Raw genomic sequence first — 26,806 nt, forward strand, 5'->3', positions numbered from 1 at the left:
CCGGCTCGATCCAGGGCAGGCTCCCTCCGGCCGAACGGCTGCTCGCCGCGTACGAGTGGAGGGGAAGATCACAGATGCCGGCCAAGCAAGTGCTGCCGGGGCGGCGGCCGCCCGCCGAGAAGGCCGCCAGGGCCACCAAGGATGCCAAGGCGAAGCCGCCCAGGGCGCCCAGGGCGGCCCGCGCACCCAAAGAGGCCCGGGCCGGCAGGCCCCTGGGCCGGGGGCGCTCCACCGCCCGCACGGGGCGCTCCGCCGGGGGCGGGCCGCTGGCCGGGCTGCGGCGCACGCAGCAGCAGTTGCGCCGGGCCTGGGACCGGCCGCTCACGGCGTACTACCTGATCTTCGGCAGCTCCCTGCTCATCACCGTGCTCGGCCTGGTGATGGTCTACTCGGCCTCGATGATCAAGGCGCTCCAGCTCGGCCTCGGTGACGCGTACTTCTTCAAGAAGCAGTTCCTGGCGGCCCTGATCGGCACCGGACTGCTCCTGATTGCCTCCCGGATGCCCGTCAAACTCCACCGGGCGCTGTCCTACCCGGTGCTCACCGGCACCCTCTTCCTCATGGCCCTCGTGCAGGTCCCGGGGATAGGGGTGTCGATCAACGGCAACCAGAATTGGATCTCCCTTGGTGGTCCGTTCATGCTCCAGCCCAGTGAGTTCGGCAAGCTGGCACTCATCCTCTGGGGCGCCGACCTGCTGGCGCGCAAGGGCGACAAGGACCTGCTGAGCCAGTGGAAACACCTGCTGGTCCCGCTGGTCCCGGTCACCTTCCTGCTGCTCGGGCTCATCATGCTGGGCGGGGACATGGGCACCGCGATGATCCTCGGGGCCATCCTGTTCGGCCTGTTGTGGCTGGCCGGGGCGCCGACGCGGATGTTCGCGGGGGTACTGGCCTTCGCGGGCGTGCTCGTCGCGCTGCTCATCAAGACCAGCCCGCACCGGATGGACCGGCTCGCGTGCATCGGCGCGACCGAACCGGGCAGGAACGACCTGTGCTGGCAGGCCGTCCACGGAATCTACGCCCTCGCCTCCGGCGGATGGTTCGGTTCCGGGCTGGGTGCCAGTGTGGAAAAATGGGGGCAACTGCCAGAGGCCCACACCGACTTCATCTTCGCCATCACCGGCGAGGAACTGGGGCTGGCGGGGACGCTGTCGGTGCTCGCCCTGTTCGCGGCCCTAGGCTATGCGGGTATCCGCGTGGCCGGACGCACGGAGGACCCCTTCGTACGGTATGCCGCGGGAGGCGTGACCACCTGGATCACGGCACAGGCCGTGATCAACATCGGTGCGGTGCTCGGTCTGCTGCCGATCGCCGGGGTCCCGCTCCCGCTGTTCTCCTACGGCGGGTCGGCCCTGCTTCCGACCATGTTCGCCGTCGGACTGCTCATCGCGTTCGCGCGTGAGGAGCCGGCGGCACGGGCGGCGCTCGCGATGCGCAGGCCGAAGAACGGCCGGCCGCGGACCGGGCAGAGATGGAAGTCGATGAGACGGCGCGTCAAGAAGCGTCCGTCCGGAGAGCGGTGAATTTCGGTGCATGTCGTACTCGCCGGTGGGGGGACCGCCGGCCACATCGAGCCGGCGCTCGCCCTCGCGGACGCCCTGCGCAGGCAGGACCCTTCCGTGGGCATCACCGCCCTCGGCACTGAACGCGGACTCGAAACCCGCCTGGTGCCCGAGCGCGGCTACGAGCTGGGACTGATCCCGGCCGTTCCGCTGCCCCGCAAGCCCACACCCGAGCTGATCACCGTCCCCGGACGGCTGCGCGGCACCATCAAGGCCGCGGAGGAGATCCTCCTGCGCACCAAGGCCGACTGCGTCGTCGGCTTCGGCGGCTACGTGGCCCTGCCCGGCTACCTCGCGGCCAAGCGCCTCGGGGTGCCGATCATCGTCCACGAGGCCAATGCCCGGCCCGGACTGGCCAACAAGATCGGCTCCCGGTACGCGCACGCCGTCGCGGTCTCCACCCCCGACAGCAAACTGCGCGGAGCCCGCTACGTGGGCATCCCGCTGCGCCGTTCCATCTCCACCCTCGACCGGGCCCTGGTCCGCCCGGAGGCGCGGGCCGCCTTCGGCCTGGACCCCAACCTGCCGACGCTGCTGGTCTCCGGCGGCTCGCAGGGCGCCCGCCGCCTCAACGAGGTGATCGAGCAGGTCGCGCCGACCCTCCAGCGCTCCGGGATCCAGATCCTGCACGCGGTCGGGCCGAAGAACGAACTGCCGCGTGTCGACAACATGCCCGGGATGCCGCCCTACGTGCCGGTACCGTACGTGGACCGGATGGACCTCGCGTACGCCGCCGCCGACATGATGCTGTGCCGCGCGGGCGCGATGACCGTCGCCGAACTCTCCGCCGTCGGGCTGCCGGCCGCCTACGTCCCGCTGCCGATCGGCAACGGCGAACAGCGGCTCAACGCCCAGCCGGTGGTCAAGGCCGGTGGCGGCCTGCTCGTGGACGACGCGGAGCTGACCCCCCAGTGGGTGCTCAGCCAGGTCCTCCCGGTCCTCGCCGACCCGCACCGCCTGTACGAGATGTCCCGGGCCGCCGCCGAGTTCGGGCGCCGGGACGCCGACGAGCTGCTGGTCGCGATGGTGTACGAGGCGATCGCCGCCAACAGGGCCCGCTGACGCGGGAAGCACCGACGCAGGAGGCACAGGAGTGGCCGGAGCGAGCACCGCAGAGCGCGGCAGTCCGGGGGCCTCGGGGAAGGGTTCCGGCCCCCTCGGGCGCCCCAAGGCCCCCAAGCCGCCGAAGCGGTCCCCGGGATCCGGCTCCGGACCCCGGGGGCCGCGCCCCGGCGGGCCGCTCCTGCGCGGACTGCGCCGGGGCCCCGTCCTGATCGCCGGCCTCGTCCTCGCGGTGCTCCTGGCCGCGGGCTGCACGTGGGTGCTCTACGGATCCTCCTGGCTCCGGGTCGAGAAGGTCACCGCCACCGGCACCGGGGTCCTGACCCCGCAGCAGGTGGTGGACGCGGCGGCCGTGCCGGTCGGCGCGCCCCTGGTCTCCGTGGACACCGACGAGATCGAAGCCCGGCTCCGCGGCCGCCTGCCCCGCATCGATTCGGTCGATGTGGTGCGGGCCTGGCCGCACGGAATCGGGCTCAAGGTGACGGAACGCAAACCGGTTCTGCTCATCAAGAAGGGCGCGGAGTTCGTCGAAGTGGACGCTTCGGGTGTGCGATTCGACACGGTCGGACACGCACCCGAGGGCGTTCCGGTCCTCGAACTGGCCTCTCGGCAGTCCCCGAGCGGCCGCCGTTTCGACGAGGAGCGGCTGCTGCACGAGGCCGTCGGCATCGCCGGCGGCCTCCCCGAAGCGGTCCGCAAGGAGACCCTGCAGGTCAAGGTCCGGTCCTACGACTCGGTGGTACTGGAGTTGAAGGGCGGCCGGTCGGTGGTCTGGGGGAGCGGCGAACAGGGCGAGGCGAAGGGCCGCGCCCTCACGGCGCTCCTGAAGGCCTCGCCCAAGGCCGATCGGTTCGACGTGAGCGTACCCACCGCCCCGGCGGTGTCCGGTAGTTGACGTCCGGTCGAACAGCGTCGCACCCTGGTTGGCCACCGATACGGGTGATCACATAGGGTGAAAAGAAAAACGGGAGGTTCGGCGTGTTCGTTGAACACGTGCTACTTGTCGACTTAGTGTCCTGTTCGGAAGAGTCCAAGGAACAGACACACTCATAACCCTAAACTTCAGGGTTAGGGTTCGGGTCGGCGTGTACGGACCGTCCCAATTTCGGCATCAGTCGTCGCACCGCAGGCCCGCGAGGCGAACGACACGTAACTCGAGGCGAGAGGCCTTCGACGTGGCAGCACCGCAGAACTACCTCGCAGTCATCAAGGTCATCGGTGTCGGCGGCGGTGGTGTCAATGCCATCAACCGAATGATCGAGGTCGGTCTCAAGGGCGTCGAGTTCATCGCCATCAACACAGACGCCCAGGCGCTGTTGATGAGCGACGCCGACGTCAAGCTCGACGTCGGCCGGGAACTCACCCGGGGCCTTGGCGCCGGCGCCAACCCGGATGTCGGCCGCAAGGCGGCAGAAGACCACCGCGAGGAGATCGAGGAGGTCCTCAAGGGGGCCGACATGGTCTTCGTCACCGCCGGTGAAGGCGGTGGCACCGGAACCGGTGGCGCACCCGTCGTCGCCAACATCGCGCGCTCGCTGGGCGCCCTGACGATCGGTGTGGTCACCAGGCCGTTCACCTTCGAGGGCCGGCGCCGCGCGAACCAGGCCGAGGACGGCATCGCCCAGCTCCGCGAGCAGGTCGACACCCTCATCGTCATCCCCAACGACCGACTGCTGTCCATCTCGGACCGCCAGGTCAGCGTGCTGGACGCCTTCAAGTCGGCCGACCAGGTCCTGCTGTCCGGCGTCCAGGGCATCACCGACCTCATCACCACCCCGGGTCTGATCAACCTCGACTTCGCGGACGTCAAGTCCGTGATGTCCGAGGCCGGCTCGGCCCTGATGGGCATCGGCTCGGCCCGCGGCGACGACCGCGCGGTGGCCGCGGCCGAGATGGCGATCTCCTCGCCGCTGCTGGAGGCGTCCATCGACGGCGCCCGTGGCGTGCTCCTCTCCATCTCCGGTGGCTCGGACCTCGGTCTCTTCGAGATCAACGAGGCCGCGCAGCTGGTCAGCGAGGCCGCGCACCCCGAGGCGAACATCATCTTCGGCGCCGTCATCGACGACGCGCTCGGCGACGAGGTGCGGGTCACCGTCATCGCGGCCGGGTTCGACGGCGGACAGCCCCCGGCCCGCCGGGACAACGTCATCGGCGCCGCGTCCACCAAGCGCGAGGAGCCGGCCCCGGCTCCGGTCCGTTCCGCCGAGCCGGTGCGCCCGGCCTTCGGCGGACTCGGCTCGGTCACCCCGCGCGAGGAGCCCGTCCGGTCCGAGCCGGTCCCGGTCGCCGAGGCGCCGGCCCCGGCGCAGGTCCCGACGGCCAGGCCGTACCAGGACAGCCCGGCCGAGGAGCTGGATGTCCCGGACTTCTTGAAGTGACCCTGGAGCAGCACAGCGAGAGCGGCGCCCACTTCGCCTTCACCGACCGGTGGGGCGGGGTGAGCGCCGTTCCGTACGAGGAGCTCAATCTCGGCGGCGCGGTCGGAGACGACCCGGCCGCCGTTCGCGCGAACCGGGCCGCCGCGGCGAAGGCGCTGGGCATCGCGCCGGACCGGGTGGTCTGGATGAACCAGGTGCACGGCCGGGACGTGGCGGTGGTCGACGGCCCGTGGGGACAGGCCGGCCCGATCCCCTCGGTGGACGCGGTGGTGACCGCCCGCCGGGGGCTCGCCCTCGCGGTCCTCACCGCCGACTGCACGCCGGTCCTGCTGGCCGACCCCGTCGCCGGCATCGCGGGAGCCGCCCACGCCGGGCGGCCCGGGCTGGTCGCCGGAGTCGTGGGCGCCGCCGTCGAGGCGATGACCGCGCTCGGAGCGGACCCCGCGCGCATGGTGGCCCGTACCGGACCGGCCGTGTGCGGACGCTGCTACGAGGTTCCGGAGCAGATGCGGGCAGAGGTCGCCGAGGTGGTGCCGGCCGCGTACTCCGAGACCAGCTGGGGGACGCCGGCCGTCGACGTGGTCGCCGGGGTGCACGCGCAGCTGGCCGCGGCGGGGGTGGCTGACCGCCGCCGGTCCCCGGTCTGCACACTGGAGTCGCGGGACCACTTCTCGTACCGCCGCGACCGGGTGACCGGGCGGCTTGCCGGATATGTCTGGTTGGACTGAAGAATGACGGATCGTAAGGCCGAGCTCGCCGAGAACCTCGCGCGGGTGGAGGAACGCATCGGGGCCGCCTGTGCGGCCGCGGGGCGCGGGCGGGAAGAGGTGACCCTCATCGTGGTCACCAAGACCTACCCGGCGAGCGACGTACGTCTGCTGGCGGACCTGGGGGTCCGTCACGTGGCGGAAAACCGGGACCAGGATGCCGCCCCCAAGGCCGCGGCCTGCGCGGATCTGCCGCTCAGCTGGCACTTCGTCGGCCAGTTGCAGACGAACAAAGTCCGTTCCGTGGCGGGATACGCACACCTCGTGCAGTCCGTCGACCGGCCGAAGCTCGTCACCGCCCTCTCGGCGGGCGCGCAGGCGACCGGCCGGGAACTGGGCTGTCTGGTGCAGATCGCCCTCGACGCCGAGTCGGGCGAACGGGGGGCCCGCGGCGGCGCCGCGCCGGAGCAGCTCGCGGAGCTGGCGGACCTCGTGGCGGCGGCGCCGGGACTGCGCATCGACGGGGTGATGACGGTCGCTCCGCTGGCCGGGCAGTACGCGGGCCGCGAACAGGCGGCCTTCGAGCGACTGGTGGAATTGTCATCCCGCCTGCGCGCGGACCATCCGACTGCCACGATGGTGTCGGCCGGGATGAGCGCAGACCTGGAACAGGCCGTTGCGGCCGGTGCGACACATGTACGCGTCGGCACTGCGGTACTCGGCGCGAGACCCCGGCTCGGGTAACGTCGCGAAGAAAGTCGGACCACAGCAGAAAATATGGTCATTTCCGCTGATGAGCGGACAGGCCACGTGGATCGCGGGCAGTTGGTGACATTCGTGACACGGCGATACACCTGCGACAGGGCGATCCACCACAGAGCGGAGGACTCAGAGAATGGCCGGCGCGATGCGCAAGATGGCGGTCTACCTCGGCCTCGTGGAGGACGACCGGTACGACAACCCGGGGTACGACCCCGACGACGAGTTCGAACCCGAGCCGGAACCGGAACGGGAGCGTCGTCGACAGCAGCCCGTCTCGCACCAAACGCCCGTATCGGACGAACCGGTACGAGTTGCACAGCCTCCGGCGCCAAGGGAACCCATCCCAATGCCGGTTGAAAACGGACGTCCTGCGCGAATCGCCCCCGTGGCATCCATCACACCCGAACGCTCGAATCTGGAGAAGAACGCCCCCGTGATCATGCCCAAGGTCGTCTCCGAGCGGGAGCCGTACCGCATCACGACACTGCACCCCCGGACCTACAACGAGGCCCGTACCATCGGGGAACACTTCCGTGAGGGCACTCCGGTGATCATGAATCTCACGGAGATGGACGACACGGACGCGAAGCGTCTCGTCGACTTCGCCGCCGGGCTCGTGTTCGGCCTGCACGGCAGCATTGAACGCGTGACACAGAAGGTGTTCCTGCTGTCTCCTGCTAACGTCGATGTCACGGCGGAGGACAAGGCCCGCATCGCGGAGGGCGGGTTCTTCAACCAAAGCTAGACCGATCCGTCAGATACGGGACCGGGAACAGATCGGGAGCAGGGGAGAGGGAAGCGCGGGATGGGCGTCGCACTGCAAGTGGTCTACATCGCTCTGATGTGCTTCCTCATCGTGCTGATCTTCCGACTGGTCATGGACTACGTGTTCCAGTTCGCACGTTCATGGACACCCGGCAAGGCGATGGTGGTCGTTCTGGAGGCCACCTACACTGTCACCGATCCACCGCTCAAGCTCCTTCGGCGGCTCATCCCGCCGTTGCGTCTCGGGGGCGTGGCACTCGACCTGTCCTTCTTCGTTCTGATGATCATCGTTTACATCCTCATCAGTTTCGTGAGCACCGCTGCGAGAAGCGTGTGAACGATGAGCTTCCCCGCGGGCGCGGGGACAGTCCCGATACGGTCCTGCCCACTGCCGACGACTACGTAGAGGTGAAGAAGACATGCCGCTGACTCCCGAGGACGTGCGGAACAAGCAGTTCACGACCGTCCGCCTGCGAGAGGGCTACGACGAGGACGAGGTCGACGCCTTCCTCGACGAGGTCGAGTCCGAGCTGACGCGCCTGCTGCGCGAGAACGAGGACCTGCGCGCCAAGCTCGCTGCCGCCACGCGTGCCGCCGCGCAGAACCAGCAGCAGGGCATGCGCAAGCCCGAACCCCAGGACCAGCGCGGCCCCGGAGCCCCCGTGCCCGCGGCCATATCCGGCCCCCCGCAGCAGCAGCCCCAGATGGGTCCGCCGCAGCTCCCGGGCGGCCAGCCGCAGCTTCCGGCCGGCCCCGGTGGACACGGACCGCAGGGTCCGGGCCAGATGGGCGGCCCCATGCAGCAGCACACCATGGGTGGGCAGCAGCAGATGGGGCAGCAGCAGATGGGCCAGCAGCAGATGGGCCAGCAGGGCATGGGCCAGCAGGGCCCCGGCCCGATGGGCAACCCCATGCAGCAGCAGTCCATGGGCGGCCAGAACCCGATGGGCCAGCAGATGCAGCCGATGGGGCAGCAGATGCAGCCCATGGGCCAGCAGATGCAGCCGATGGGCCAGCAGATGCACCAGCAGCCGCAGCAGCTTCCGCAGCAGGGCCCCGGTGGCGACAGCGCCGCCCGCGTCCTGTCGCTCGCGCAGCAGACCGCCGACCAGGCGATCGCGGAGGCCCGCTCCGAGGCCAACAAGATCGTCGGCGAGGCCCGGTCGCGCGCCGAGGGTCTGGAGCGGGACGCCCGCGCCAAGGCCGACGCGCTGGAGCGGGACGCGCAGGAGAAGCACCGCGTCGCGATGGGCTCCCTGGAGTCCGCCCGCGCCACGCTGGAGCGCAAGGTCGAGGACCTTCGGGGCTTCGAGCGTGAGTACCGCACCCGCCTGAAGTCCTACCTGGAGTCGCAGCTGCGCCAGCTGGAGACCCAGGCCGACGACTCGCTGGCCCCGCCGCGGAACCCCGCCGGTCCCGCGCTGCCGCCTTCGCCGAGCCCGTCGATGGCTCCGGCCGGTGCGATGCACTCCATGGGCGGTCCGTCCATGGGCGGCCCGTCGCCGATGGGTGGTCCGTCCCCGATGGGCCCGTCCTACGGTGGTGGCCAGCAGCAGATGTCCCCGGCGATGACGCAGCCGATGGCTCCGGTGCGGCCGGCTGCTCCGCAGCCGATGCAGCAGGCGCCGTCCCCCATGCGGGGCTTCCTGATCGACGAGGACGACAACTAAGCGGTAGCCCGTCGGCAGACGGTCGGGCCGGGCCCGGTTCCCCTTCGGGGGCACCGGGCCCGGCCCGTTTCCGTACCCCGGCCGGTTGCGCCCCCTGCGGGCCGGGGCGGGGGCAGGAGCCGCTGCGCGGGGCGGAGAGGTCCCCTGCCCGCCCTTCGCCCGTCCCTGGGGCTCCCGGCCCCGGACCCCGCTCCTCAAGCGCCGGAGGGGCTGGTTTTGGCCCGGGAAGAGGGACGGCTGTGGCCCGGCACCCCCAGGAGGGGTGCCGGGCCACAGGGGGGAGGGTCAGGCCTTGCGGAGGCGGAAGGTCAGGCCCAGGGGCTCGTCCGTGAAGGGGTCACCGTACGTGGTGTCCGCGTCACCGGACGCGTAGTCCGTCGCGAGGACCTCGTCGGCGATGAGGACCGCGTGGTCCGTCAGGGCCGTCACGACCTCCGGGTCCTCGGAGGACCACCGCAGGGCGATCCGGTCAGCGACGTCCAGGCCGGAGTTCTTCCGGGCCTCCTGGATCAGGCGGATCGCGTCACGGGCCAGGCCCGCCAGCCGCAGCTCCGGGGTGATCTCCAGGTCGAGGGCGACCGTGGCACCGGAGTCCGAGGCCACCGACCAGCCCTCGCGCGGGGTCTCCGTGATGATGACCTCCTCCGGCGTGAGGGCGACCGGCGAACCGTTCACCTCCACCGAGGCCTCGCCGGAGCGCAGGGCCAGGGACAGCGCCGCCGCGTCCGCCGCGGCCACGGCCTTGGCCACGTCCTGCACGCCCTTGCCGAAGCGCTTGCCCAGCGCCCGGAAGTTCGCCTTGGCCGTCGTGTCCACCAGGGACCCGCCGACCTCCGAGAGGGAGGCCAGGGAGGAGACGTTCAGCTCCTCCGTGATCTGGGAGTGCAGCTCGGGGGAGAGGGTCTCGAAGCCCGATACGGCCACCAGCGCCCGGGACAGCGGCTGGCGGGTCTTCACGCCCGACTCGGCCCGCGTCGCACGCCCCAGCTCCACGAGGCGGCGTACCAGCAGCATCTGCTGCGAGAGGGCCGGGTCCACCATCGCCGTGTCCGCGACCGGCCACGTCGACAGGTGCACCGACTCCGGGGCCTCCGGGGTGACCGGGACGATCATGTCCTGCCAGACCCGCTCCGTGATGAAGGGGGTCAGGGGGGCGAGGAGGCGGGTGACCGTCTCCACGACCTCGTGCAGCGTGCGCAGCGCGGCCGCGTCACCCTGCCAGAAGCGGCGGCGCGAGCGGCGGACGTACCAGTTGGAGAGGTCGTCCACGAAGGAGGACAGGAGCTTGCCGGCGCGCTGGGTGTCGTACGCCTCCATCGCCGCGGTGACCTCGGCCGTGAGGGTGTGGAGCTCCGAGAGCAGCCAGCGGTCGAGGACCGTGCGGTCCGCGGGCGCCGGGTCGGAGGCCGAGGGGGCCCAGTTCGACGTACGGGCGTACAGGGCCTGGAAGGCGACCGTGTTCCAGTACGTGAGGAGCGTCTTGCGGACGACCTCCTGGATCGTGCCGTGGCCCACGCGCCGCGCCGCCCACGGGGAGCCGCCGGCCGCCATGAACCAGCGCACCGCGTCCGCGCCGTGCGTGTCCATGAGCTGGATCGGCTCGAGGGTGTTGCCCAGGTGCTTGGACATCTTTCGGCCGTCCTCGGCGAGGATGTGGCCCAGGCAGACCACGTTCTCGTAGGAGGACTTGTCGAAGACGAGGGTGCCGACCGCCATCAGCGTGTAGAACCAGCCGCGCGTCTGGTCGATGGCCTCCGAGATGAACTGCGCCGGGTAGCGCTTCTCGAAGATCTCCTTGTTCTTGTGCGGGTACCCCCACTGGGCGAACGGCATCGACCCCGAGTCGTACCAGGCGTCGATGACCTCCGGCACGCGGACCGAGGTCAGGGAGCAGCCCTCGTGCGTGCAGGGGAAGGTGACCTCGTCGATGTACGGGCGGTGCGGGTCCAGGTTCGACTGGTCCGTGCCCGTCAGCTCGCCCAGCTCCTTGAGGGAGCCGACGCAGGTGAGGTGGTTGTCCTCGCAGCGCCAGATGGGCAGCGGGGTGCCCCAGTAGCGGTTGCGGGACAGCGCCCAGTCGATGTTGTTGTTCAGCCAGTCGCCGAAGCGGCCCTGCTTGACGGAGTCCGGGAACCAGTTGGTCTTCTCGTTCTCCCGCAGCATCGCGTCCTTGACGGCGGTGGTGCGGACGTACCAGGACGGCTGCGCGTAGTAGAGCAGGGCCGTGTGACAGCGCCAGCAGTGCGGGTAGCTGTGCTCGTAGGCGATGTGCTTGAAGAGCAGGCCGCGCGCGTCGAGGTCGGCGGTCAGCTTCTCGTCGGCCTTCTTGAAGAAGACGCCGCCCACCAGCGGGACCTCCTCCTCGAAGGTGCCGTCGGGGCGGACCGGGTTCACGACGGGCAGGCCGTACGCGCGGCAGACCGCGAGGTCGTCGGCGCCGAAGGCGGGGGACTGGTGGACCAGACCGGTGCCGTCCTCGGTCGTGACGTACTCGGCGTTCACGACGTAGTGGGCGGGCTCCGGGAACTCGACCAGGTCGAAGGGGCGCCGGTACGTCCAGCGCTCCATCTCCTTGCCCGTGAAGGTCTCGCCGGTGGCCTCCCAGCCCTCGCCGAGGGACTTCTCCAGCAGGGGCTGGGCGACGACCAGCTTCTCCTGCCCATCGGTCGCCACCACGTACGTGACGTCCGGGTGCGCGGCGACGGCGGTGTTGGAGACCAGGGTCCAGGGGGTGGTCGTCCAGACGAGCAGCGCCGCCTCGCCCGCGAGGGGGCCGGAGGTCAGCGGGAAGCGGACGTAGACCGAGGGGTCGACGACGGTCTCGTAGCCCTGGGCGAGCTCGTGGTCCGAGAGGCCGGTGCCGCAGCGGGGGCACCAGGGGGCGACGCGGTGGTCCTGGGTGAGCAGGCCCTTGTCGAAGATCTCCTTCAGCGACCACCACACGGACTCGACGTACTCGGGGTCCATGGTCCGGTAGGCGTCGTCCAGGTCGACCCAGTAGCCCATCCGGGTCGTGAGCTCGCTGAACGCGTCGGTGTGGCGGGTCACGGACTCACGGCACTTGGCGTTGAACTCGGCGATGCCGTACGCCTCGATGTCCTTCTTGCCGTTGAAGCCCAGTTCCTTCTCGACGGCGAGCTCCACGGGCAGGCCGTGGCAGTCCCAGCCGGCCTTGCGGGCCACGTGGTAGCCCCGCATGGTGCGGAAGCGCGGGAAGACGTCCTTGAAGACGCGGGCCTCGATGTGGTGCGCGCCGGGCATGCCGTTGGCGGTGGGCGGGCCCTCGTAGAAGACCCACTCGGGGCGTCCCTCGGACTGCTGCAGCGTCTTGTCGAAGGTCTTGCTCTCGCGCCAGAAGTCGAGGACGCCGTGCTCGAGGGCAGGCAGGTCGACCTGGGCGGGTACCGGGCGGTACTGCGGCGGTGTGGTCATGAGGCTGAACTCTTCCTCCGGCGGGATGTCACTTCCGTCCGGAGGGACGAGAGCCACTGGGCTCCCGCGGTACCACCCTCCTTGGCCTCCGGACGCGTGGTCCGAGGGCCCCCTCATTGGGGTGCGAAGCCGGTTCTACCTGCCGTACGGAACCCCTGCGGGCTCCGTGCTGCTCTCTTCCGGCGGCTCAGGGGTGATCCTTCGCATCGCGCTCGCCCCCGGGCTCTCACCGTCCCCGGGTCGCTCCTGGCTGCGTCCGACGCTACTCGTCCCCGTCCATGCCTCTCGCTGGGCCCAGTGTACGGGCCGGGGCGGCTGCCGGCAGACCGGTTTACGGGGTGTGGCGCGGGGGTGCGGGAGAGGGGTGCGGAGGGGGCCCGCGTGACCCGAATGGGCCGATGGGCCGCCGCGGGGTGCGGTGGGGTGGTAGAGGCGGATTACGGGGCTCCCCGCTGGGCACAACGGATGCAGGTTGACCTCGCTGGACGCGTGCCCCGTTGCCGCGGGGCCGGAGTCGATTTATCGTTCCGGCACGATTCGCGAGCAATGATCACAGTATGTGAAGGGGCCGCGGCCATGGTGGCGAAGAAGACCGCCGGGAGTACTGCCAAGAAGGCTGTCGGGAAGGCTGCGGAGAAGTCGGCCGCCACGAAGGAGGCTGCCAAGAAGCCGGCCGCCAAGAAGGCACCTGCCAAGAAGGCCGCCGCCGTCACTAAGGCGGCCGCGAAGAAGGTCACGGCCAAGAAGGCCGCGGCCGAGGGTGCGGCCGAGGCCGCGCATGAGACGGGAGCCCGCAAAGTGGTCGCCAAGAAGAGCACCGGCACGGCCAGGAAGACGGCCACGGCCGCGACCAGCGGGTTGCCCAAGGCGCGGGTCGTGGCGGCCCGCACCCCCGGCGAGCTCGCCGTACGCCCCGGGGAGGACCCCTGGACGCAGGAGGAGGTCGACGAGGCCCGCAGTGAGCTGATGAGCGAGGTGCTGCGGCTGCGCGCCGAACTGGACGCCTCCGAGGTGGCCATCTCGGGCCTGATGCGGGACTCGGGCGACGGCGCGGGCGACGACCAGGCCGATACGGGCACCAAGAACATCACCCGGGAGTCCGAACTGCAGCTGGCGGCGAACGCCACCTCCATGCTGGAGCAGACGGAGCGGGCCCTGGAGCGCCTCGAGGCGGGCACGTACGGGATCTGCGAGAACTGCGGCCAGCCCATCGGCAAGGCGCGCATGCAGGCCTTCCCGCGGGCCACGCTGTGCGTGGACTGCAAGCAGAAGCAGGAGCGGAGGCACTGAGCGGGCACCGGGCGGAGCCGGGCGGGCGCCGAGCGGAGCCGGGCGGGCGCCCGGCCGGGAGCGCGGCGCGGGCGGCCTCTTCCGGGGCCCGGGCGGGGCGGCGGCCGGAGGGTGCCCTGACGTACTCTCGTGTCTCGTCAGGGTCCAGGACCTGGCGGGTCGGTCGGCGCGGTGCTTTCCGGCAACCTGGTTCGAGCTAGTTCGAGGGACTCACGTGGCAGAGGCGGAGCGCATCATCGGTACGCCGGACGTCGGGGAAGACGGCACCCAGCCCGAATCCGCCGCGCCCAAGGGGCGGCGGCGGATCGTCGCGCTGCTCGTCGTGGCGGTTCTCGCCTACGTGATCGACCTCGGCAGCAAGATGCTGGTCGTGGCGAAGCTCGAGCACCAGCCGCCGATCGAGATCATCGGCAACCTGCTGAGGTTCGACGCGATCCGCAACCCCGGCGCCGCCTTCGGCTTCGGCGAGGCCTTCACGATCATCTTCACCTGCATCGCCGCCACCGTGATCGTGGTGATCGTGCGGCTGGCGCGCAAGCTCTACAGCCTGCCGTGGGCGATCGCGCTGGGCCTGCTGCTGGGCGGGGCGCTGGGCAACCTGACCGACCGGATCTTCCGCTCGCCGGGCATCTTCCGCGGGGCCGTCGTCGACTTCATCGCCCCGGCCCACTTCGCGGTCTTCAACCTCGCGGACTCGGCGATCGTGTGCGGCGGGATCCTGATCGTCCTGCTGTCCTTCAAGGGCCTGGACCCGGACGGCACCGTCCACAAGGACTGATCGGGAAGTGATTGCGGGACCGGGCGTCTGTCCGGTCCTGCATACTCGACAGGTGAGTACGATTCCCGAGATCCGCACCCTGCCCGTTCCCGATGGCCTCGAGGGCGAGCGTGTCGACGCCGCCATCGCCCGTATGTTCGGTTTCTCCCGGACGAAGGCGGCCGAACTCGCGGCCGCGGGAAAGGTGCTGGTCGACGGCAGTGTCGTCGGGAAGTCCGAGCGTGTGCACGGTGGCGCCTGGCTCGAGGTCGAGATGCCCGAGCCGCCCCGGAAGGTCGAGGTCGTCGCCGAGCCCGTCCCCGGGATGGAGATCGTCCATGACGACGACGACATCGTCGTCATCATGAAGCCGGTCGGCGTCGCCGCCCACCCCAGCCCCGGCTGGACCGGCACCACCGTCATCGGCGGACTGGCCGCCGCCGGATACCGCATCTCCACCTCCGGCGCCTCCGAGCGCCAGGGCATCGTGCACCGCCTCGACGTCGGCACGTCCGGCCTGATGGCCGTCGCGAAGTCGGAGCGCGCGTACACCTCGCTGAAGAACCAGTTCCGCGAGCGGATCGTCGACAAGCGCTACCACGCGCTGGTGCAGGGCCACCCGGACCCGATGAGCGGCACGATCGACGCGCCGATCGGGCGCCACCCCAGCGCCGACTACAAGTGGGCCGTGACCCAGGAGGGCAAGCCCTCCGTCACCCACTACGACCTGATCGAGGCCTTCCGCGCCGCGTCGCTGCTGGACATCAAGCTGGAGACCGGGCGCACGCACCAGATCCGCGTGCACATGGCCGCGCACAAGCACCCCTGCGTCGGCGACCTGACCTACGGCGCCGACCCGACCGTCGCCAAGCGCCTCGGGCTCACCCGGCAGTGGCTGCACGCGGTACGGCTCGGGTTCGAGCACCCGTCGGACGGCCAGTGGGTGGAGTTCGCGAGCACCTACCCGGCGGACCTGCAGAACGCGCTGGACGTGATCCGCAAGGAGAGCGAGTGACCGCCGCGGCCGCCGACGCCGTTTCGGTGCGGGTCGTCGCCACGGAGGCCGACCTGAAGGCGTGCTTCGCCGTGCGCACCGAGGTGTTCGTGGTCGAGCAGTCCGTGCCGGAGTCGATCGAGTACGACGCGTACGACGAGATCGCGGTCCACGTGCTGGCCGAGGGCCCGGACGGGGTCGCGCTCGGCACCGGCCGCCTGCTGCACGGGCCGCGGGCCCTGGGCAAGACGGGCTCCGCGGACGTCGGCTCGCTGGGCCGGCTGGCCGTACGCAAGTCCGCGCGCGGACTCGGCGCCGGGGTCGCGCTGGTACGGGCGATCGAGGCGGAGGCGGCCCGGCTGGGGCTGTCGTACGTGGACCTGGGTGCGCAGACGCATGCGCTGGGCTTCTACGAGCGCCTCGGCTACGTGGCCTACGGCCCGGAGTTCGAGGACGCGGGCATCCCGCACCGCGCGATGCGGCGCGCCCTGCCGTAGATCCGGCCCCGCCGTCGTATGAGGTGCGGGGTCCGGGGCGGAGCCCCCGGACACGGCGCCGCGCCGACCCGGCGGGGCCGGCCCGCCGGCGGAGCCCGACACGCACCCCCGATCCGCGCAGCCGGGCGCGGCGGACTGGCAGGGTGTGGGAGTGGATCAGCTGGCGCTGCTGTTCGTGTTGTTGCTCGGGGCCGTGGTCACCGTGCCGCTCGGGGACCGGCTGGGGTTGCCCGCGCCGGTGCTGATGACGCTCGGCGGGGTGGGGCTCGCCCTGGTGCCCGTCGTGCCGAACGTCGACATCCCGCCCGAGTACATCCTGCCCCTCGTGCTGCCCCCGCTGCTGTACGCCTCCGCGCAGCGGACCTCCTGGCGGCAGTTCGCCGCCAATGTCCGGCCCATCCTGCTGCTGGCCGTCGCCCTGGTCTTCGTGACCACCGTCGCCGTGGCCGTCACCGCGCACGCCGTCGTCCCGGGCCTCCCGATCGCCGCGGCCGTCGCGCTCGGGGCGCTGGTCGCTCCGCCCGACCCGGTCGCCGCCACCGCCGTGGCCGGGTCGCTGGGGCTGCCCCGGCGCATGGTGTCGATCCTGGAGGGCGAGGGGCTCTTCAACGACGTCACCGCCATCGTGCTCTACCACGTGGCCATCGCCGCCGCCGTCAGCGGCAGCTTCTCGTGGCCCGACGCGCTCGGGGAGTTCGTGCTGTCGGCCGTCGTCGCCGTGGCCGTGGGGCTCGCGCTCGGCTGGGTGGCCAACCGGCTCATGGGGCGGCTCGGCGATGCCACGCTCCAGATCGGGCTGACGCTGCTCGTGCCGTTCGTGTCCTACGTACTGGCCGAGGAGCTCCGGGGCTCCGGCGTGCTGGCCGTGCTGACCACGGCGCTGTTCCTCGCCGAGTACGCGAACGACGCCGACGACGTGCTGGGCCGGCTGGCCGGGCACACGTTCTGGGAGGTCGTGGACATGCTGGTCACGGGTGTCGCGTTCGGGCTGATCGGGCTGGAGCTGCACAACGTGTTCGGCGTCGCCAAGGGCCGGGAGTGGGAGATGGCCGGGTGGGCGGCGGCCGTGGTCGGGGTGGTGGTCGTCGTACGGCTGGTCTGGCTGCTGCCGGCCGGCTGGCTCGCGCAGAAGCTGCACTCGCGGCGCGACTACGAGGAGGAGATCCCGCTGAGCTGGCGGGAGTCGGTGGTGATGTGGTGGGCGGGCATGCGGGGCGTGGCCTCGGTGGCGCTGGCCCTGGCGATCCCGCTGCGGACGGACGCCGGGGAGGACTTCCCGGCCCGGGACCAGATCATCTTCATCGCCTTCGCCGTGATCATGGCGACCCTGGTGTTCCAGGGGCTGACCCTGCCCTGGCTGGTCCGCCGGCTCGGCGTGGAGGCCGACCAGGACGCGGAGGCGGACATCGCCCGCGCCCTCGCGATCCGCGCCGCCAAGGCCGCCAAGCGGCGGCTGAAGGAGATCGAGGAGGCGGAGGACCTCCCCGAAGACCTGGTGGAGACGCTCTACCGGCGGGCGTACGACGTGGGGGCGAGGATCAGCCCCGACATGGTCGACGAGGAGCGCCGGGAGGCGTACGCGAAGCGGGTGGAGCGGATCCGCGACGTCCAGCGCATCCAGCGGGAGATGATGTCCGCCGCCCGGCACGAGATCCTGGCCGCCCGGAGCGAGCCCGGCGCCGATCCGGAGATCGTCGACCGGGTGCTCCGGCACCTGGACGTCCGCAGCCTGCGCAGCACCTAGGCCATCTCTTTCGCATCTTGCCGGGCCCGCCGGCCGGCCCGGGCCTACACCTGGTAGCGGTCCGGGGCGAAGAGGTGGAGGTGCGAGGCCACCCAGTCCGAGGTGCGGGTCAGGCCCTCCCGGAGGGGGACCGCGGGCTTCCAGCCGGCCCAGTCACGGGCGCGGGAGTTGTCCGACAGGAGGCGCTGGACCTCGCTGCCCGCGGGGCGCAGCCGGGCCGGGTCCACGACGACCTCGGCCTCCCGGCCCGACGCGGTGATCAGGGCCCGGGCCAGGTCGCCGATGGAGATCTCCTCTCCGGTGCCGAGGTTGACCACCTCGCCCAGCGTCCGGTCGCACTCGGCGACCGCCAGGAAGCCCGCCGCCGTGTCCGTCACGTACGTGAAGTCCCGGGTGGGGGCCAGGGAGCCCAGCCGGACCTCCCGGGCACCCGAGTGGAGCTGGGCCAGGATCGCGGGGATGACCGCGCGCGCCGACTGGCGGGGCCCGTAGGTGTTGAAGGGCCGCACCACCGTCACCGGCAACTCGAACGCGTGGTGGAAGGAGAGCGCCATCATGTCCGCGCCGATCTTCGACGCGGAGTAGGGGGACTGCGGCTGCAGCGGGTGGCTCTCGGAGATCGGCGCGGTCAGGGCGGTCCCGTAGACCTCGCTGGTGGAGGTGTGGACGAGGCGGCGCACGCCGTGGCGGCGGCAGGCCTCCGCGATGTTCTCGGTCCCGGTGACGTTGGTCTGGACGTACGCGCCGGGGGAGGCGTAGCTGTACGGGATCCCGATCAGGGCCGCCAGGTGGAAGACGGTGTCGCAGCCGGCCACCGCGTCGCTGACCCGGCCCGCGTCGCGGATGTCGCCCGCCCACATCTCCACCGGCCCGTCCGGGTCGGCCAGGTACCGGGCCAGGTGGCCCTTCTCGGCGTACGGCTTGTAGTGCACGAAGGCGCGCACCTTCGCGCCCCGCGCCACCAGCAGGTCGACGAGGGTGGAGCCGATGAACCCCTCGGCGCCCGTGACGAGGACGGTGCGCCCGGCCCAGTCCGTGGGGGTGCGGGCGTGGGTGTGGGGCTGGGCGGGAGTGGTCGGGTGCGTGGTCATACGAGCTCCAGGGGGGAGGGGAAGGGCGAGGGGGAAGGGACGGAGGCGGGGGCGGGGAAGCCGGCGACCCGCAGGACCTGCGCCGCCAGCAGTTCGGCGGCCCGCGCGTGCGGGCCCGGGTCGGCCGCGCCGGCCATCGCGGCCAGCCGCGCCGGATCGGCCAGCAGCGGGGAGAGCAGCTCCGCGAGACGGCCGTCCGTGGCCCCGGCGTCGGCCAGGAGCAGTCCGGCTCCCGCGTCGGACAGCACCCGGGCGTTGTGGGTCTGGTGGTCACCCGGGGCGTACGGGTACGGGACGAGCACGGCCGGGACCCCGGTCGCCGCGAGCTCCGCCACCGTGGCCGAGCCCGCCCGGCACACCACCAGATCGGCGGCCGCGTACACCAGGTCCATCCGGTCCAGGTAGGGCACGGCCCGCGCGATCCGCCGCCCGCCCGAGGCGGACAGTCCCGCCACCGTGTCCGCGAGCGCCGCCGGGCCCGTCTTGATCAGCAGCTGCACGTCCTCCCGTGCCTGCCAGCGCGCCGCCAGCCCGGTCGCCGCCGAGGTCAGCCGGACGGCTCCCAGGCTGCCGCCGTTGAACACCACCAGCCGCCGCCCGTCCGGCACCCCGAGCTCGCGCCGGGCCCCGGCGCGCAGGGCCGCCCGCCGGGCACCGGACAGCCCGGCGAGCCCCGCCAGCGCCGCGGAGATCGGCATTCCGGTGGTCAGCGCCCGCTCCCCGCCCGCCAGATGGTCCCGGCTGCGGTCGAAGGCCACCGCCATGTGCGGGGTGAGGCGGGCGGCGAACCGGTTGGCCCGGCCCGGCACCGCGTTGGACTCGTGGATCACCGCCGGCAGTCCGGCCATCCGGGCCCCGAGCACGGCGGGCGCGCTCGGATAGCCGCCCATGCCGACGGCCACGTGCGCCCGCTGCGCCCGGATCACGGCCCGCGCCTGCCCGGCCGAGCGCAGCAGCGCCGCCGGCAGCAGATAGCGCCGGGCGCCCAGCGCCGGGTCGAAGGGGATCATGTCCACGGTGTGCAGGTGGTAGCCGGCGGCCGGGATCAGCTCGGTCTCCAGGCCGCGTTCGGTGCCGATGAACGAGACCACGGCGCCCGGCACGGCGGCGCGCAGCGCCTCCGCCAGGGCCAGCCCGGGGTAGATGTGGCCGCCGGTGCCGCCCGCGCCGATCACGACGGAGAGCGGCCGGCGCGAGGGGGAGCGTGAGGGTGAGGTGTTCATGGCCGCACACTCCCGGTGCGTCCTAAGAACGTTCTAAGAGGTTCTCTCAGAACCATTTGGGAGGCTTTGCCGCATGCGCATGCAGCGGATTCTGGTGGTGGACGACGAGCCCGAGGTGCGGGCCGCCGTCGAGGACGGGCTCGCCGTCGAGGGGTACGAGGTGCGCGGTGCGCCCGACGGGCTGGCCGCCCTCTCCGAGGTGGCCCTCTGGGAGCCCGACGCGGTGGTCCTCGACGTGATGATGCCGGTGCTGGACGGGCTAGGCGTGTGCCGACAGCTCCGCGCGGCGGGCGACCGTACGCCCGTACTCGTCCTCACGGCCCTGGACGCGGTCAGCGACCGGGTCGACGGGCTGGAGGCCGGGGCCGACGACTACCTGGTCAAACCCTTCGCGCTCGACGAGCTCGTGGCGAGGGTACGGGCCCTCCTGCGGCGGGCCGCCCCCGATCCCGGCGGCCCGCCCGTGCTCGGGTACGCCGACCTGGTCCTCGACCCCGGGACCCGCACCGGGCGGCGCGGCGAGCGGCCGCTGGAGTTCAGCCGCACCGAGTCGGCGCTGCTGGAACTGCTCCTGCGCCACCCCGGGCAGGTGCTGCCGCGCGAGCTCGTCCTGGAGCTCGTGTGGGGGCGGGACTTCGGGCCGGACTCGAACTCGCTGGCCGTCTACGTCGGCTACCTGCGGCGCAAGCTGGAGGCCGGCGGGGAGCCCCGGCTGGTGCACACCGTGCACGGGGTCGGGTACCGGCTGGAGACGGCGTGAGCAGCGGGCGGCGCCTCGGCGCGCGGTGGCGGCGGCGCAGGCCGTTGCGGACCCGCCTCGCGCTCGCCGTCACCGCCGCCGTGGCCTTCGTGGCGCTCGGCGTGTGCACCGCGGCCTTCCTGGAGGGCCGGGCCGCGCTCTACCAGCAGCTCGACCTGAGCCTGACCCAGGCCGCCCGGCTCGCCGCGAAGCAGTACGGGGACTCCCCGCCCGGGACCGCATCCTGGGACTGCCGGTTCCTGGCGGCGCCCGCCTGCGTCCAGATCGTCCCGGCCGACCCGGCGAAGGACCCGGCGGGCGGGGAGGGCGCGTACCGGATGCCGGTGGCACCGGCCACCCGGCAGGTCGCCGTGGAGGACCGGGCCCCCTTCTACACGAACATCGTCGTCGAGGGGCATCCCGCCCGGATGCTCACCACCGACTTCCTCAAGGACCGGGCCCTGCAGGTCGCCGTGCGTTCCGACTCGGTGGAGACCGGCATCGACCGGGCCGCCCGCTGGCTCGCCCTCACGGGCACCGCCGGGGTGCTGCTGGCCGCGCTGCTCGGGTACTGGGTCTCGCGGACCGGGCTCGCCCCCGTCACCCGGCTCACCGCCACCGCCGAGCGGATCGCCGCCACCCGCGACCCGCGGCACCGGATCGAACTGCCGCCGCCCGGACGGGGCGGGGAGGACGAGATCACCCGGCTCGCGGGGAGCTTCAACACCATGTTGGAGGAGCTGGAACAGTCCGTGACCGCGCAGCGCAGGCTCGTCGCGGACGCCTCGCACGAGCTGCGGACGCCGCTGACGGCGCTGCGGACCAACGCGGAGCTGCTGGCGCGGGGCGAGCGGCTGACGGCGGAGCAGCGGGAGCGGGCCTCGATGGCGCTGGGGAGGCAGCTGCGGGAGGTGACGGGGCTGGTCAACGACCTGATCGAGCTGGCCCGCGACGAGGAACCCCAGCTGCTGGTGGAACAGGTGCGGCTGGCTCCGCTGGTGGAGTACTGCGCGGGGGCCGCGCGGGCGCACTGGCCCGGGGTGTCGTTCCGGGTGCGGGCGGAGGAGGCGGTGGTGGTGGCGGGGGTGCCGGCGCGGCTGAGCCGGCTGCTGGGGAACCTCCTGGACAACGCGGCGAAGTTCAGCCCGGCCGGGGCGGAGGTGGAAGTGGAGCTGGTGGTGCGGGGCGGGGGGCGTGCGGAGGTGACCGTACGGGACCACGGGCCGGGGATCGCGGAGGCGGATCTGCCGTACGTCTTCGACCGGTTCTACCGGGCGGGGGCGGTGCGGGCCCTGCCGGGGTCCGGGCTGGGGCTGGCGATGGCCCGGCAGATCGCGCGGGCGCACGGTGCGGAGCTGTCCGCGGAGGCCGCCGCCGGCGGGGGCGCGCTGTTCCGGCTGACCTTCGGTGCCCCGTCCTGAGGCTCCGCCCCAGACCCCGTTCCTCAAACGCCGAAGGGGCTGGATCTTCGGGGGGCGGTCCCCGGGTCACGGGCCGGGTGGGCGGTGCGCCTCCGTGGTGGCGATGTGGGGGAGGGCGTACGGGTGGTGGGTCAGGAGCCAGGTGATCAGCCGTTCGCGGACCGCGCAGCGGAGCGTCCAGACGGTGTCGGCGTCCCGGGCCGTGACCACCGCGCGGACCTGGATCGTGTTCGGGGTGGTGTCCGTGACGGCCAGGGAGCCGGTGCGGCCGTCCCACTCCGGGATGTCCTTCAGGATCCGCTGGAGCTGTTCCCGCATCAGGTCCACCGGGGCGCTGTGGTCCAGGTGCCAGAACACCGTGCCCGTCATCTGCGCGCCGCCGCGCGACCAGTTCTCGTAGGGCTTGCTCGTGAAGTACGACACCGGCATCGTGATCCGGCGCTCGTCCCAGGTGCGGACGGTGAGGAAGGTGAGGGTGATCTCCTCCACCGTGCCCCACTCCTTGTCGACCACCACCGTGTCGCCGATCCGGACGGTGTCGCCGAAGGCGATCTGCAGTCCGGCGAAGAGGTTCCCGAGCGAGGACTGGGCCGCGATGCCCGCCACGATGCCGAGCACCCCGGCCGAGGCCAGCATCGAGGTCCCGACCGTCCGCATGGGCGGGAACGTGAGGAGCATCAGCGCGACCGCCACCACGATCACCACCGCGGTGACGACCCGCTGGATCAGCGTGACCTGGGTGCGGACCCGGCGGACCCGGGCGTCGTCGGGGGCGTCGGCCGCGTAGCGCGCGTACGTGGAGTCCACGACCGCCGTCGTGATGCGCACCAGGAGCCACGCGGTCGAGGCGATCAGGATCAGGGTCAGCGCGTGCCCCCGGCCGTCCGGGCGCCGGTGCAGCCCCTGGAGCAGGGAGGCGGCCAGGACCAGCAGGAACGGGGGGCGGCAGCGGCGCAGCAGCCCCCACAGCGGGGTCTCGCTGTGCCGGGCGTCGGCGCGGCGGAGCAGCAGGTCCAGCAGCCAGCCCGCGAGCAGGGTGACGGCCAGGGTGCCCGCGACGGCCACGAGCGGGCGCAGGAGGGAGTCCGTGTCCATGAGGCCCAACGTAACCGGAGGCGGTCCGTCGAAACTGGCACGATGGGGGCATGAACATCATGCTTTTCCATTCGACCTACGGGCTGCGGCCCGCGGTACGGGAGGCGGCCGACCGGCTGCGTGCGGCCGGGCATCAGGTCCAGGTGCCGGACCTCTTCGAGGGACGCACCTTCGAGACCGTCGAGGAGGGCATGGCCCACCAGGAGGAGATCGGCCGCGACGAGCTGCTCAAGCGCGCGGTACTGGCCTCGGCCCCCTTCTCCGACCAGGGGCTGGTCTACGCCGGCTTCTCCTTCGGCGGCTCGATCGCCCAGCACCTGGCGCTGGCCGACGAGAAGACGCGCGGGCTGCTGCTCCTGCACGGCACGGCCGACCTGGAGGAGAACACCTCGGTCGACGAGCTGCCGGTGCAGCTGCACATCGCGGACCCGGACCCCTTCGAGCCGCACGACTGGCTGACCGCCTGGTACCTGCGGATGCGGAAGGCCGGGGCGGACGTGGAGGTCCACACCTATCCGGGGGCCGGGCACCTGTTCACCGACCCGGGGCTGGACGACTACGACGCCGAGGCCGCCGGGCAGACCTGGGCGGTCGCCCTCACCTTCCTCGACAGCCTCTAGTCGGACGGAGCGCGGAGCACGGAGCCGGACGCACGGATGGGGCCCCCGTACGGGGGCCCCATCGTCATGTGTGCGTCAGGCGCGGTACGCCGTCCACATGCTCTTCATGCGGGTCACCTGGCCCGCGGTGAACTGGTACATGCAGGAGTCGTACGTGTAGTCCATGAAGTTGTGGATCGGGTCGACGCCGCTGGCGCTGCAGGTGTTGCGGCCGGTCGGGCACTCGAAGGCCGCGCTGGCCTCGGCCGGGGTGTCGGAGACCGAGTCGCCGCTGCCCGAGCAGCCGCCCTGGAAGGTGTGGTAGAGCCCGAGCCAGTGGCCCACCTCGTGGGTGGCGGTGTCGCCCTGGTCGTAGTTGGTGGCGGAGCCGCCGGGGATCGAGGTGTTGAGGATGACCACGCCGTCCATCTTGGGCTGGGAGGCGTAGGAGCTGGGGAAGGTGGCCCAGCCGAGGAGTCCGCCGCCGAGGTTGGCGGTGTAGAGGTTGAGCGCGTTCTTGCCGCCCTTGCGCAGGGCGTTCTTCATGTTCTTCTCGGCGCTGGTGCCGTCCGAGACGTTGTACCAGGTGGAGTTGTTGGTGTAGTCGGTGCCGGCGAGGGAGAACTGGAAGCCGGAGTTGACGTTGCCGGTGCCCTGGCCCGCGTAGGCGGCGTTGAGGACCGAGATCTGGCTGTTGATCTGTGCGGCCGTCAGGTTTCCGGCGGAGCCGGAGGTGATCACGTGCACGTACACGGGGATGGTCGTGACGGCCTCCGCGACGCGCAGGCTGCGCGGTTCGGCCGTGACCTCGTCCAGCTTCGCCTTGAGGTCGGCGTCCATGGCCTTGGTCTGGGCCGTGGTGACCTCGTTGGGATCGGCCGCGTGCTGGTCCTTCGGTCGCGCCACGCGGGCGTTGGCCGCCGCGCCGGAGGCGTCACCGGCGCACACCTCGGCGCCGGTCTTGGCGGCCGCGAGCGTGGTGGGGGCGGCGAGCGGGGTGAACGCCAGGGTGCCGGTGAGTACGGCGGCACCCAGCAAGCGGCGGCGAAGAAGGGGGGATATGCGGGCAATGGCGCGCACGTGTGCTCCTCGCGAGTGGGGGTATGACGGGAGGGATCTCCTCACGCTGGCGCGAAGCTTACGTGTGCATGTCATAAACGGGTCAAGTGTCTTGCGTAAAACATTTGTTGCTTCTGATGTCAGAGGGACGCATGGTCTGCACCAAACGCCCCTCCGCGCAGCAGATTTGGCTGAATGTCAGCGCAAGGAGCGTCGGTTATCGCACCGGCCGGTCCGCCCGCTCCACCTTCTGGGACCCGTTCAAGGTCCGGTACGAGCGCTCCCAGGCGGTTGTGGCGTCCTGGCGGCGCTTGTCCGAAACGACGTAGTAGTCCATCTGCGATCGTTCGGCCGTCACGTCCAGAACGCCGTAGCCGTGGGCGTCCATGTCCAGCCATTTCACGTGCCGGTTGGCGGCCTTGATCGCCGTCTCGGCGACCAGTGAGACCGTGTCCGCCGGTACGTGCAGCTGGTCGTCGATGTTGTCGGAGGTCACCGACGTCACCACGAACTCCACGCCCGCCGACCGGGACCACGGATAGGTGGCCGCCGTCACCGGGACCTCGTTCGCCCAGGCCATGTGGATGTCACCGGTCAGGAAGACGGTGTTGCGGATGCCGCGGTCCGTCAGGTGGCCCAGCAGCTCCCGGCGGTCGTCGGTGTACCCGTCCCACTGGTCCACGTTGACCGCGAGGCCGCCCTTGGGCAGGCCGAGCAGCTCCGCGAGGGGCTCCAGCAGGTGGGCCGGCAGCGCTCCGAAGGCCACCGGCGAGATCATCACCGAGGTGCCCACCAGCTTCCAGGTGGCCTGCGAGCCCGCCAGCCCGGCCTTGAGCCAGTCCAGCTGCGCCCGCCCGGTGATGGTGCGCTCCGGATCGTCCACCTTGCCGCTGCCTGTGCCCACCTGCTGCGAGCGGAACGTTCGCAGGTCCAGGAGGTGCAGGTCGGCGAGGGTGCCGAAGCGCAGCCGGCGGTAGACGGTGCCCTCGGTGGAGGTGCGGACCGGCATCCACTCGAAGTACGCCTGGCGGGCGGCGGCCGCGCGGGCCGCGAAGTCACCCTCGGTGGCGGGGTCGTGGTTCTCGGCGCCGCCGGACCAGGAGTCGTTGGCGACCTCGTGGTCGTCCCAGATCGCGATGACCGGGTGCGCCAGGTGCAGGGCCTGGAGGTCGGGGTCCGTCTTGTACTTGCCGTGGCGGGTGCGGTAGTCGGCGAGGTCGAGGATCTCGTGCAGCGGCTCGTGCTGGCGTACGACGTACTCCGGCTCGGGGTAGCCGCCGGTCTTGTACTCGTAGATGTAGTCGCCCAGGTGCAGGACCGCGTCCAGATCGGCCCGCGCCGCCAGGTGGCGGTAGGCGGAGAAGTAGCCGGACTCCCAGTTGGCGCAGGAGACCACGCCGAAGCGGACCCCGGCGGGCGCGGTCTCGGGGGCGGGTGCGGTACGGGTCCGCCCGACGGGGGAGGTGGCGCCGCCGGCGGTGAACCGGTACCAGTACGCGGTCTGCGGCCGCAGCCCTCGTACGTCGGCCTTGACGGTGTGGTCGCAGGCGGCGCTCGTGGTGACGGTGCCGCTCGCGACGACCCGGGAGAAGGCCTTGTCCTCGGCGAGCTCCCAGCCCACCGGGACGGCCGGGCCGGCGCCGGAGCCCGGTACGGCCGCGGCGGTGGGGGTGACGCGGGTCCACAGCAGGATCCCATCGGGCAGCGGGTCGCCGGAGGCGACGCCGTGCAGGAAGACGGGGGCGGCGCCCGTTGCGGCGCGGGCGGCTTCGGCGCCCAGCGCGGTGATCGGGACGAGCGCTGCCGTGGCCGCTGCGGCCAGGACGACCGAGCGGCGGCGGGGGGTCGACGGAATGGCGGATTCCGTGACAGAAGGGGAGAGTTGACTGGTCACGGGCGGTCAGATTACCGATGGGTAAGCGGGTTGGAACAGCCCCGTGAAAGCAACGGACGGGCGAA

Annotated in this window: 23 protein-coding genes; 17 read left to right on the forward strand and 6 right to left on the reverse strand. The window is 71.8% G+C overall.

From position 1 onward, the window contains the following. Positions 1–74 precede the first annotated feature (74 nt). The 9 genes from ftsW to OG904_RS22960 all read left to right on the forward strand — a co-directional run bounded on the left by ftsW (position 75) and on the right by OG904_RS22960 (position 8,906). Positions 75–1,523, forward strand: a complete 1,449-nt coding sequence (gene ftsW / locus OG904_RS22920) for a putative lipid II flippase FtsW (protein WP_405493845.1) — start codon at positions 75–77, stop codon at positions 1,521–1,523. A 6-nt stretch (positions 1,524–1,529) separates the two neighbouring features. After that, positions 1,530–2,624 carry an undecaprenyldiphospho-muramoylpentapeptide beta-N-acetylglucosaminyltransferase gene (gene murG / locus OG904_RS22925; protein WP_328298188.1) on the forward strand — a complete coding sequence of 365 codons (1,095 nt, stop codon included), beginning with the start codon at positions 1,530–1,532 and terminating at the stop codon, positions 2,622–2,624. Between the two features lie 31 nt (positions 2,625–2,655). Continuing rightward, positions 2,656–3,519 carry a cell division protein FtsQ/DivIB gene (locus tag OG904_RS22930; RefSeq protein WP_405493848.1) on the forward strand — a complete coding sequence of 288 codons (864 nt, stop codon included), beginning with the start codon at positions 2,656–2,658 and terminating at the stop codon, positions 3,517–3,519. Between the two features lie 280 nt (positions 3,520–3,799). Further along, positions 3,800–5,002 carry a cell division protein FtsZ gene (ftsZ, locus tag OG904_RS22935; protein ID WP_328298187.1) on the forward strand — a complete coding sequence of 401 codons (1,203 nt, stop codon included), beginning with the start codon at positions 3,800–3,802 and terminating at the stop codon, positions 5,000–5,002. Then, positions 4,999–5,730 (forward strand): peptidoglycan editing factor PgeF, encoded by a 732-nt coding sequence (gene pgeF / locus OG904_RS22940; protein WP_405493851.1) that lies wholly within the window; start codon positions 4,999–5,001, stop codon positions 5,728–5,730. Before ftsZ ends, pgeF begins: the two co-directional genes overlap by 4 nt. 3 nt (positions 5,731–5,733) lie before the next feature. After that, a complete protein-coding gene (locus tag OG904_RS22945) occupies positions 5,734–6,453 on the forward strand; it encodes a YggS family pyridoxal phosphate-dependent enzyme (RefSeq protein WP_405493853.1) in 720 nt (239 codons plus the stop codon). A 151-nt stretch (positions 6,454–6,604) separates the two neighbouring features. Further along, entirely contained in the window at positions 6,605–7,216 is a 612-nt protein-coding gene (locus tag OG904_RS22950; protein WP_405493855.1) for a cell division protein SepF, read from the forward strand. 60 nt (positions 7,217–7,276) lie between these two features. Beyond that, positions 7,277–7,573, forward strand: a complete 297-nt coding sequence (locus OG904_RS22955; protein ID WP_112450285.1) for a YggT family protein — start codon at positions 7,277–7,279, stop codon at positions 7,571–7,573. Positions 7,574–7,655: 82 nt separating this feature from the next. Next, positions 7,656–8,906, forward strand: a complete 1,251-nt coding sequence (locus OG904_RS22960; RefSeq protein ID WP_405493857.1) for a DivIVA domain-containing protein — start codon at positions 7,656–7,658, stop codon at positions 8,904–8,906. A gap of 285 nt (positions 8,907–9,191) precedes the next feature. Here the strand turns inward: OG904_RS22960 and ileS are convergent, their stop codons facing one another. Then, positions 9,192–12,338 carry an isoleucine--tRNA ligase gene (ileS, locus tag OG904_RS22965; protein ID WP_405493859.1) on the reverse strand — a complete coding sequence of 1,049 codons (3,147 nt, stop codon included), beginning with the start codon at positions 12,336–12,338 and terminating at the stop codon, positions 9,192–9,194. Between the two features lie 576 nt (positions 12,339–12,914). On the opposite strand from ileS, the gene OG904_RS22970 reads away from it, so the two are divergent. The 5 genes from OG904_RS22970 (at position 12,915) to OG904_RS22990 (ending at position 17,620) form a co-directional block, all read left to right on the forward strand. Then, the gene (locus OG904_RS22970) at positions 12,915–13,628 is read left to right on the forward strand and encodes a TraR/DksA family transcriptional regulator (RefSeq protein ID WP_405493861.1); all 714 of its coding nucleotides are present in this window, start codon (positions 12,915–12,917) and stop codon (positions 13,626–13,628) included. 214 nt (positions 13,629–13,842) lie between these two features. Then, a complete protein-coding gene (gene lspA / locus OG904_RS22975) occupies positions 13,843–14,406 on the forward strand; it encodes a signal peptidase II (RefSeq protein WP_405493863.1) in 564 nt (187 codons plus the stop codon). Between the two features lie 52 nt (positions 14,407–14,458). Continuing rightward, positions 14,459–15,400, forward strand: a complete 942-nt coding sequence (locus OG904_RS22980; RefSeq protein WP_405493865.1) for an RluA family pseudouridine synthase — start codon at positions 14,459–14,461, stop codon at positions 15,398–15,400. Beyond that, entirely contained in the window at positions 15,397–15,876 is a 480-nt protein-coding gene (locus tag OG904_RS22985; protein WP_405493867.1) for a GNAT family N-acetyltransferase, read from the forward strand. The genes OG904_RS22980 and OG904_RS22985 overlap by 4 nt, the downstream gene beginning before the upstream one ends. A 151-nt stretch (positions 15,877–16,027) precedes the next feature. Then, positions 16,028–17,620, forward strand: coding sequence for a Na+/H+ antiporter (locus OG904_RS22990; RefSeq protein ID WP_405493869.1), 1,593 nt, complete (start codon positions 16,028–16,030; stop codon positions 17,618–17,620). A 44-nt stretch (positions 17,621–17,664) separates the two neighbouring features. On the opposite strand, the gene OG904_RS22995 is transcribed toward OG904_RS22990, so the two are convergent. Together OG904_RS22995 and OG904_RS23000 are read right to left on the reverse strand one after the other, a co-directional pair. Next, a complete protein-coding gene (locus tag OG904_RS22995) occupies positions 17,665–18,711 on the reverse strand; it encodes an SDR family NAD(P)-dependent oxidoreductase (RefSeq protein ID WP_405493871.1) in 1,047 nt (348 codons plus the stop codon). Further along, positions 18,708–19,934 (reverse strand): UDP-N-acetylglucosamine--N-acetylmuramyl-(pentapeptide) pyrophosphoryl-undecaprenol N-acetylglucosamine transferase, encoded by a 1,227-nt coding sequence (locus OG904_RS23000; RefSeq protein WP_405493873.1) that lies wholly within the window; start codon positions 19,932–19,934, stop codon positions 18,708–18,710. The genes OG904_RS22995 and OG904_RS23000 overlap by 4 nt, the downstream gene beginning before the upstream one ends. Before the next feature lie 73 nt (positions 19,935–20,007). On the opposite strand from OG904_RS23000, the gene OG904_RS23005 reads away from it, so the two are divergent. Beyond that, entirely contained in the window at positions 20,008–20,694 is a 687-nt protein-coding gene (locus tag OG904_RS23005; RefSeq protein ID WP_405493875.1) for a response regulator transcription factor, read from the forward strand. After that, entirely contained in the window at positions 20,691–22,094 is a 1,404-nt protein-coding gene (locus OG904_RS23010) for a sensor histidine kinase (protein WP_405493877.1), read from the forward strand. Before OG904_RS23005 ends, OG904_RS23010 begins: the two co-directional genes overlap by 4 nt. A 66-nt stretch (positions 22,095–22,160) precedes the next feature. On the opposite strand, the gene OG904_RS23015 is transcribed toward OG904_RS23010, so the two are convergent. Next, complete coding sequence (locus OG904_RS23015) at positions 22,161–23,189, reverse strand: mechanosensitive ion channel family protein (protein ID WP_405493879.1); 1,029 nt, start codon at positions 23,187–23,189, stop codon at positions 22,161–22,163. A 50-nt stretch (positions 23,190–23,239) separates the two neighbouring features. On the opposite strand from OG904_RS23015, the gene OG904_RS23020 reads away from it, so the two are divergent. Continuing rightward, the gene (locus OG904_RS23020; RefSeq protein ID WP_405493881.1) at positions 23,240–23,809 is read left to right on the forward strand and encodes a dienelactone hydrolase family protein; all 570 of its coding nucleotides are present in this window, start codon (positions 23,240–23,242) and stop codon (positions 23,807–23,809) included. A 75-nt stretch (positions 23,810–23,884) separates the two neighbouring features. Here the strand turns inward: OG904_RS23020 and OG904_RS23025 are convergent, their stop codons facing one another. Beyond that, complete coding sequence (locus OG904_RS23025) at positions 23,885–24,868, reverse strand: zinc metalloprotease (RefSeq protein WP_405493883.1); 984 nt, start codon at positions 24,866–24,868, stop codon at positions 23,885–23,887. A 196-nt stretch (positions 24,869–25,064) separates the two neighbouring features. Beyond that, complete coding sequence (locus OG904_RS23030) at positions 25,065–26,741, reverse strand: alkaline phosphatase D family protein (RefSeq protein WP_405493885.1); 1,677 nt, start codon at positions 26,739–26,741, stop codon at positions 25,065–25,067. Positions 26,742–26,806: the final 65 nt, after the last annotated feature.

The sequence above is a fragment of the Streptomyces sp. NBC_00096 genome (assembly GCF_045041305.1).
Taxonomy (GTDB): Bacteria; Actinomycetota; Actinomycetes; order Streptomycetales; family Streptomycetaceae; genus Streptomyces.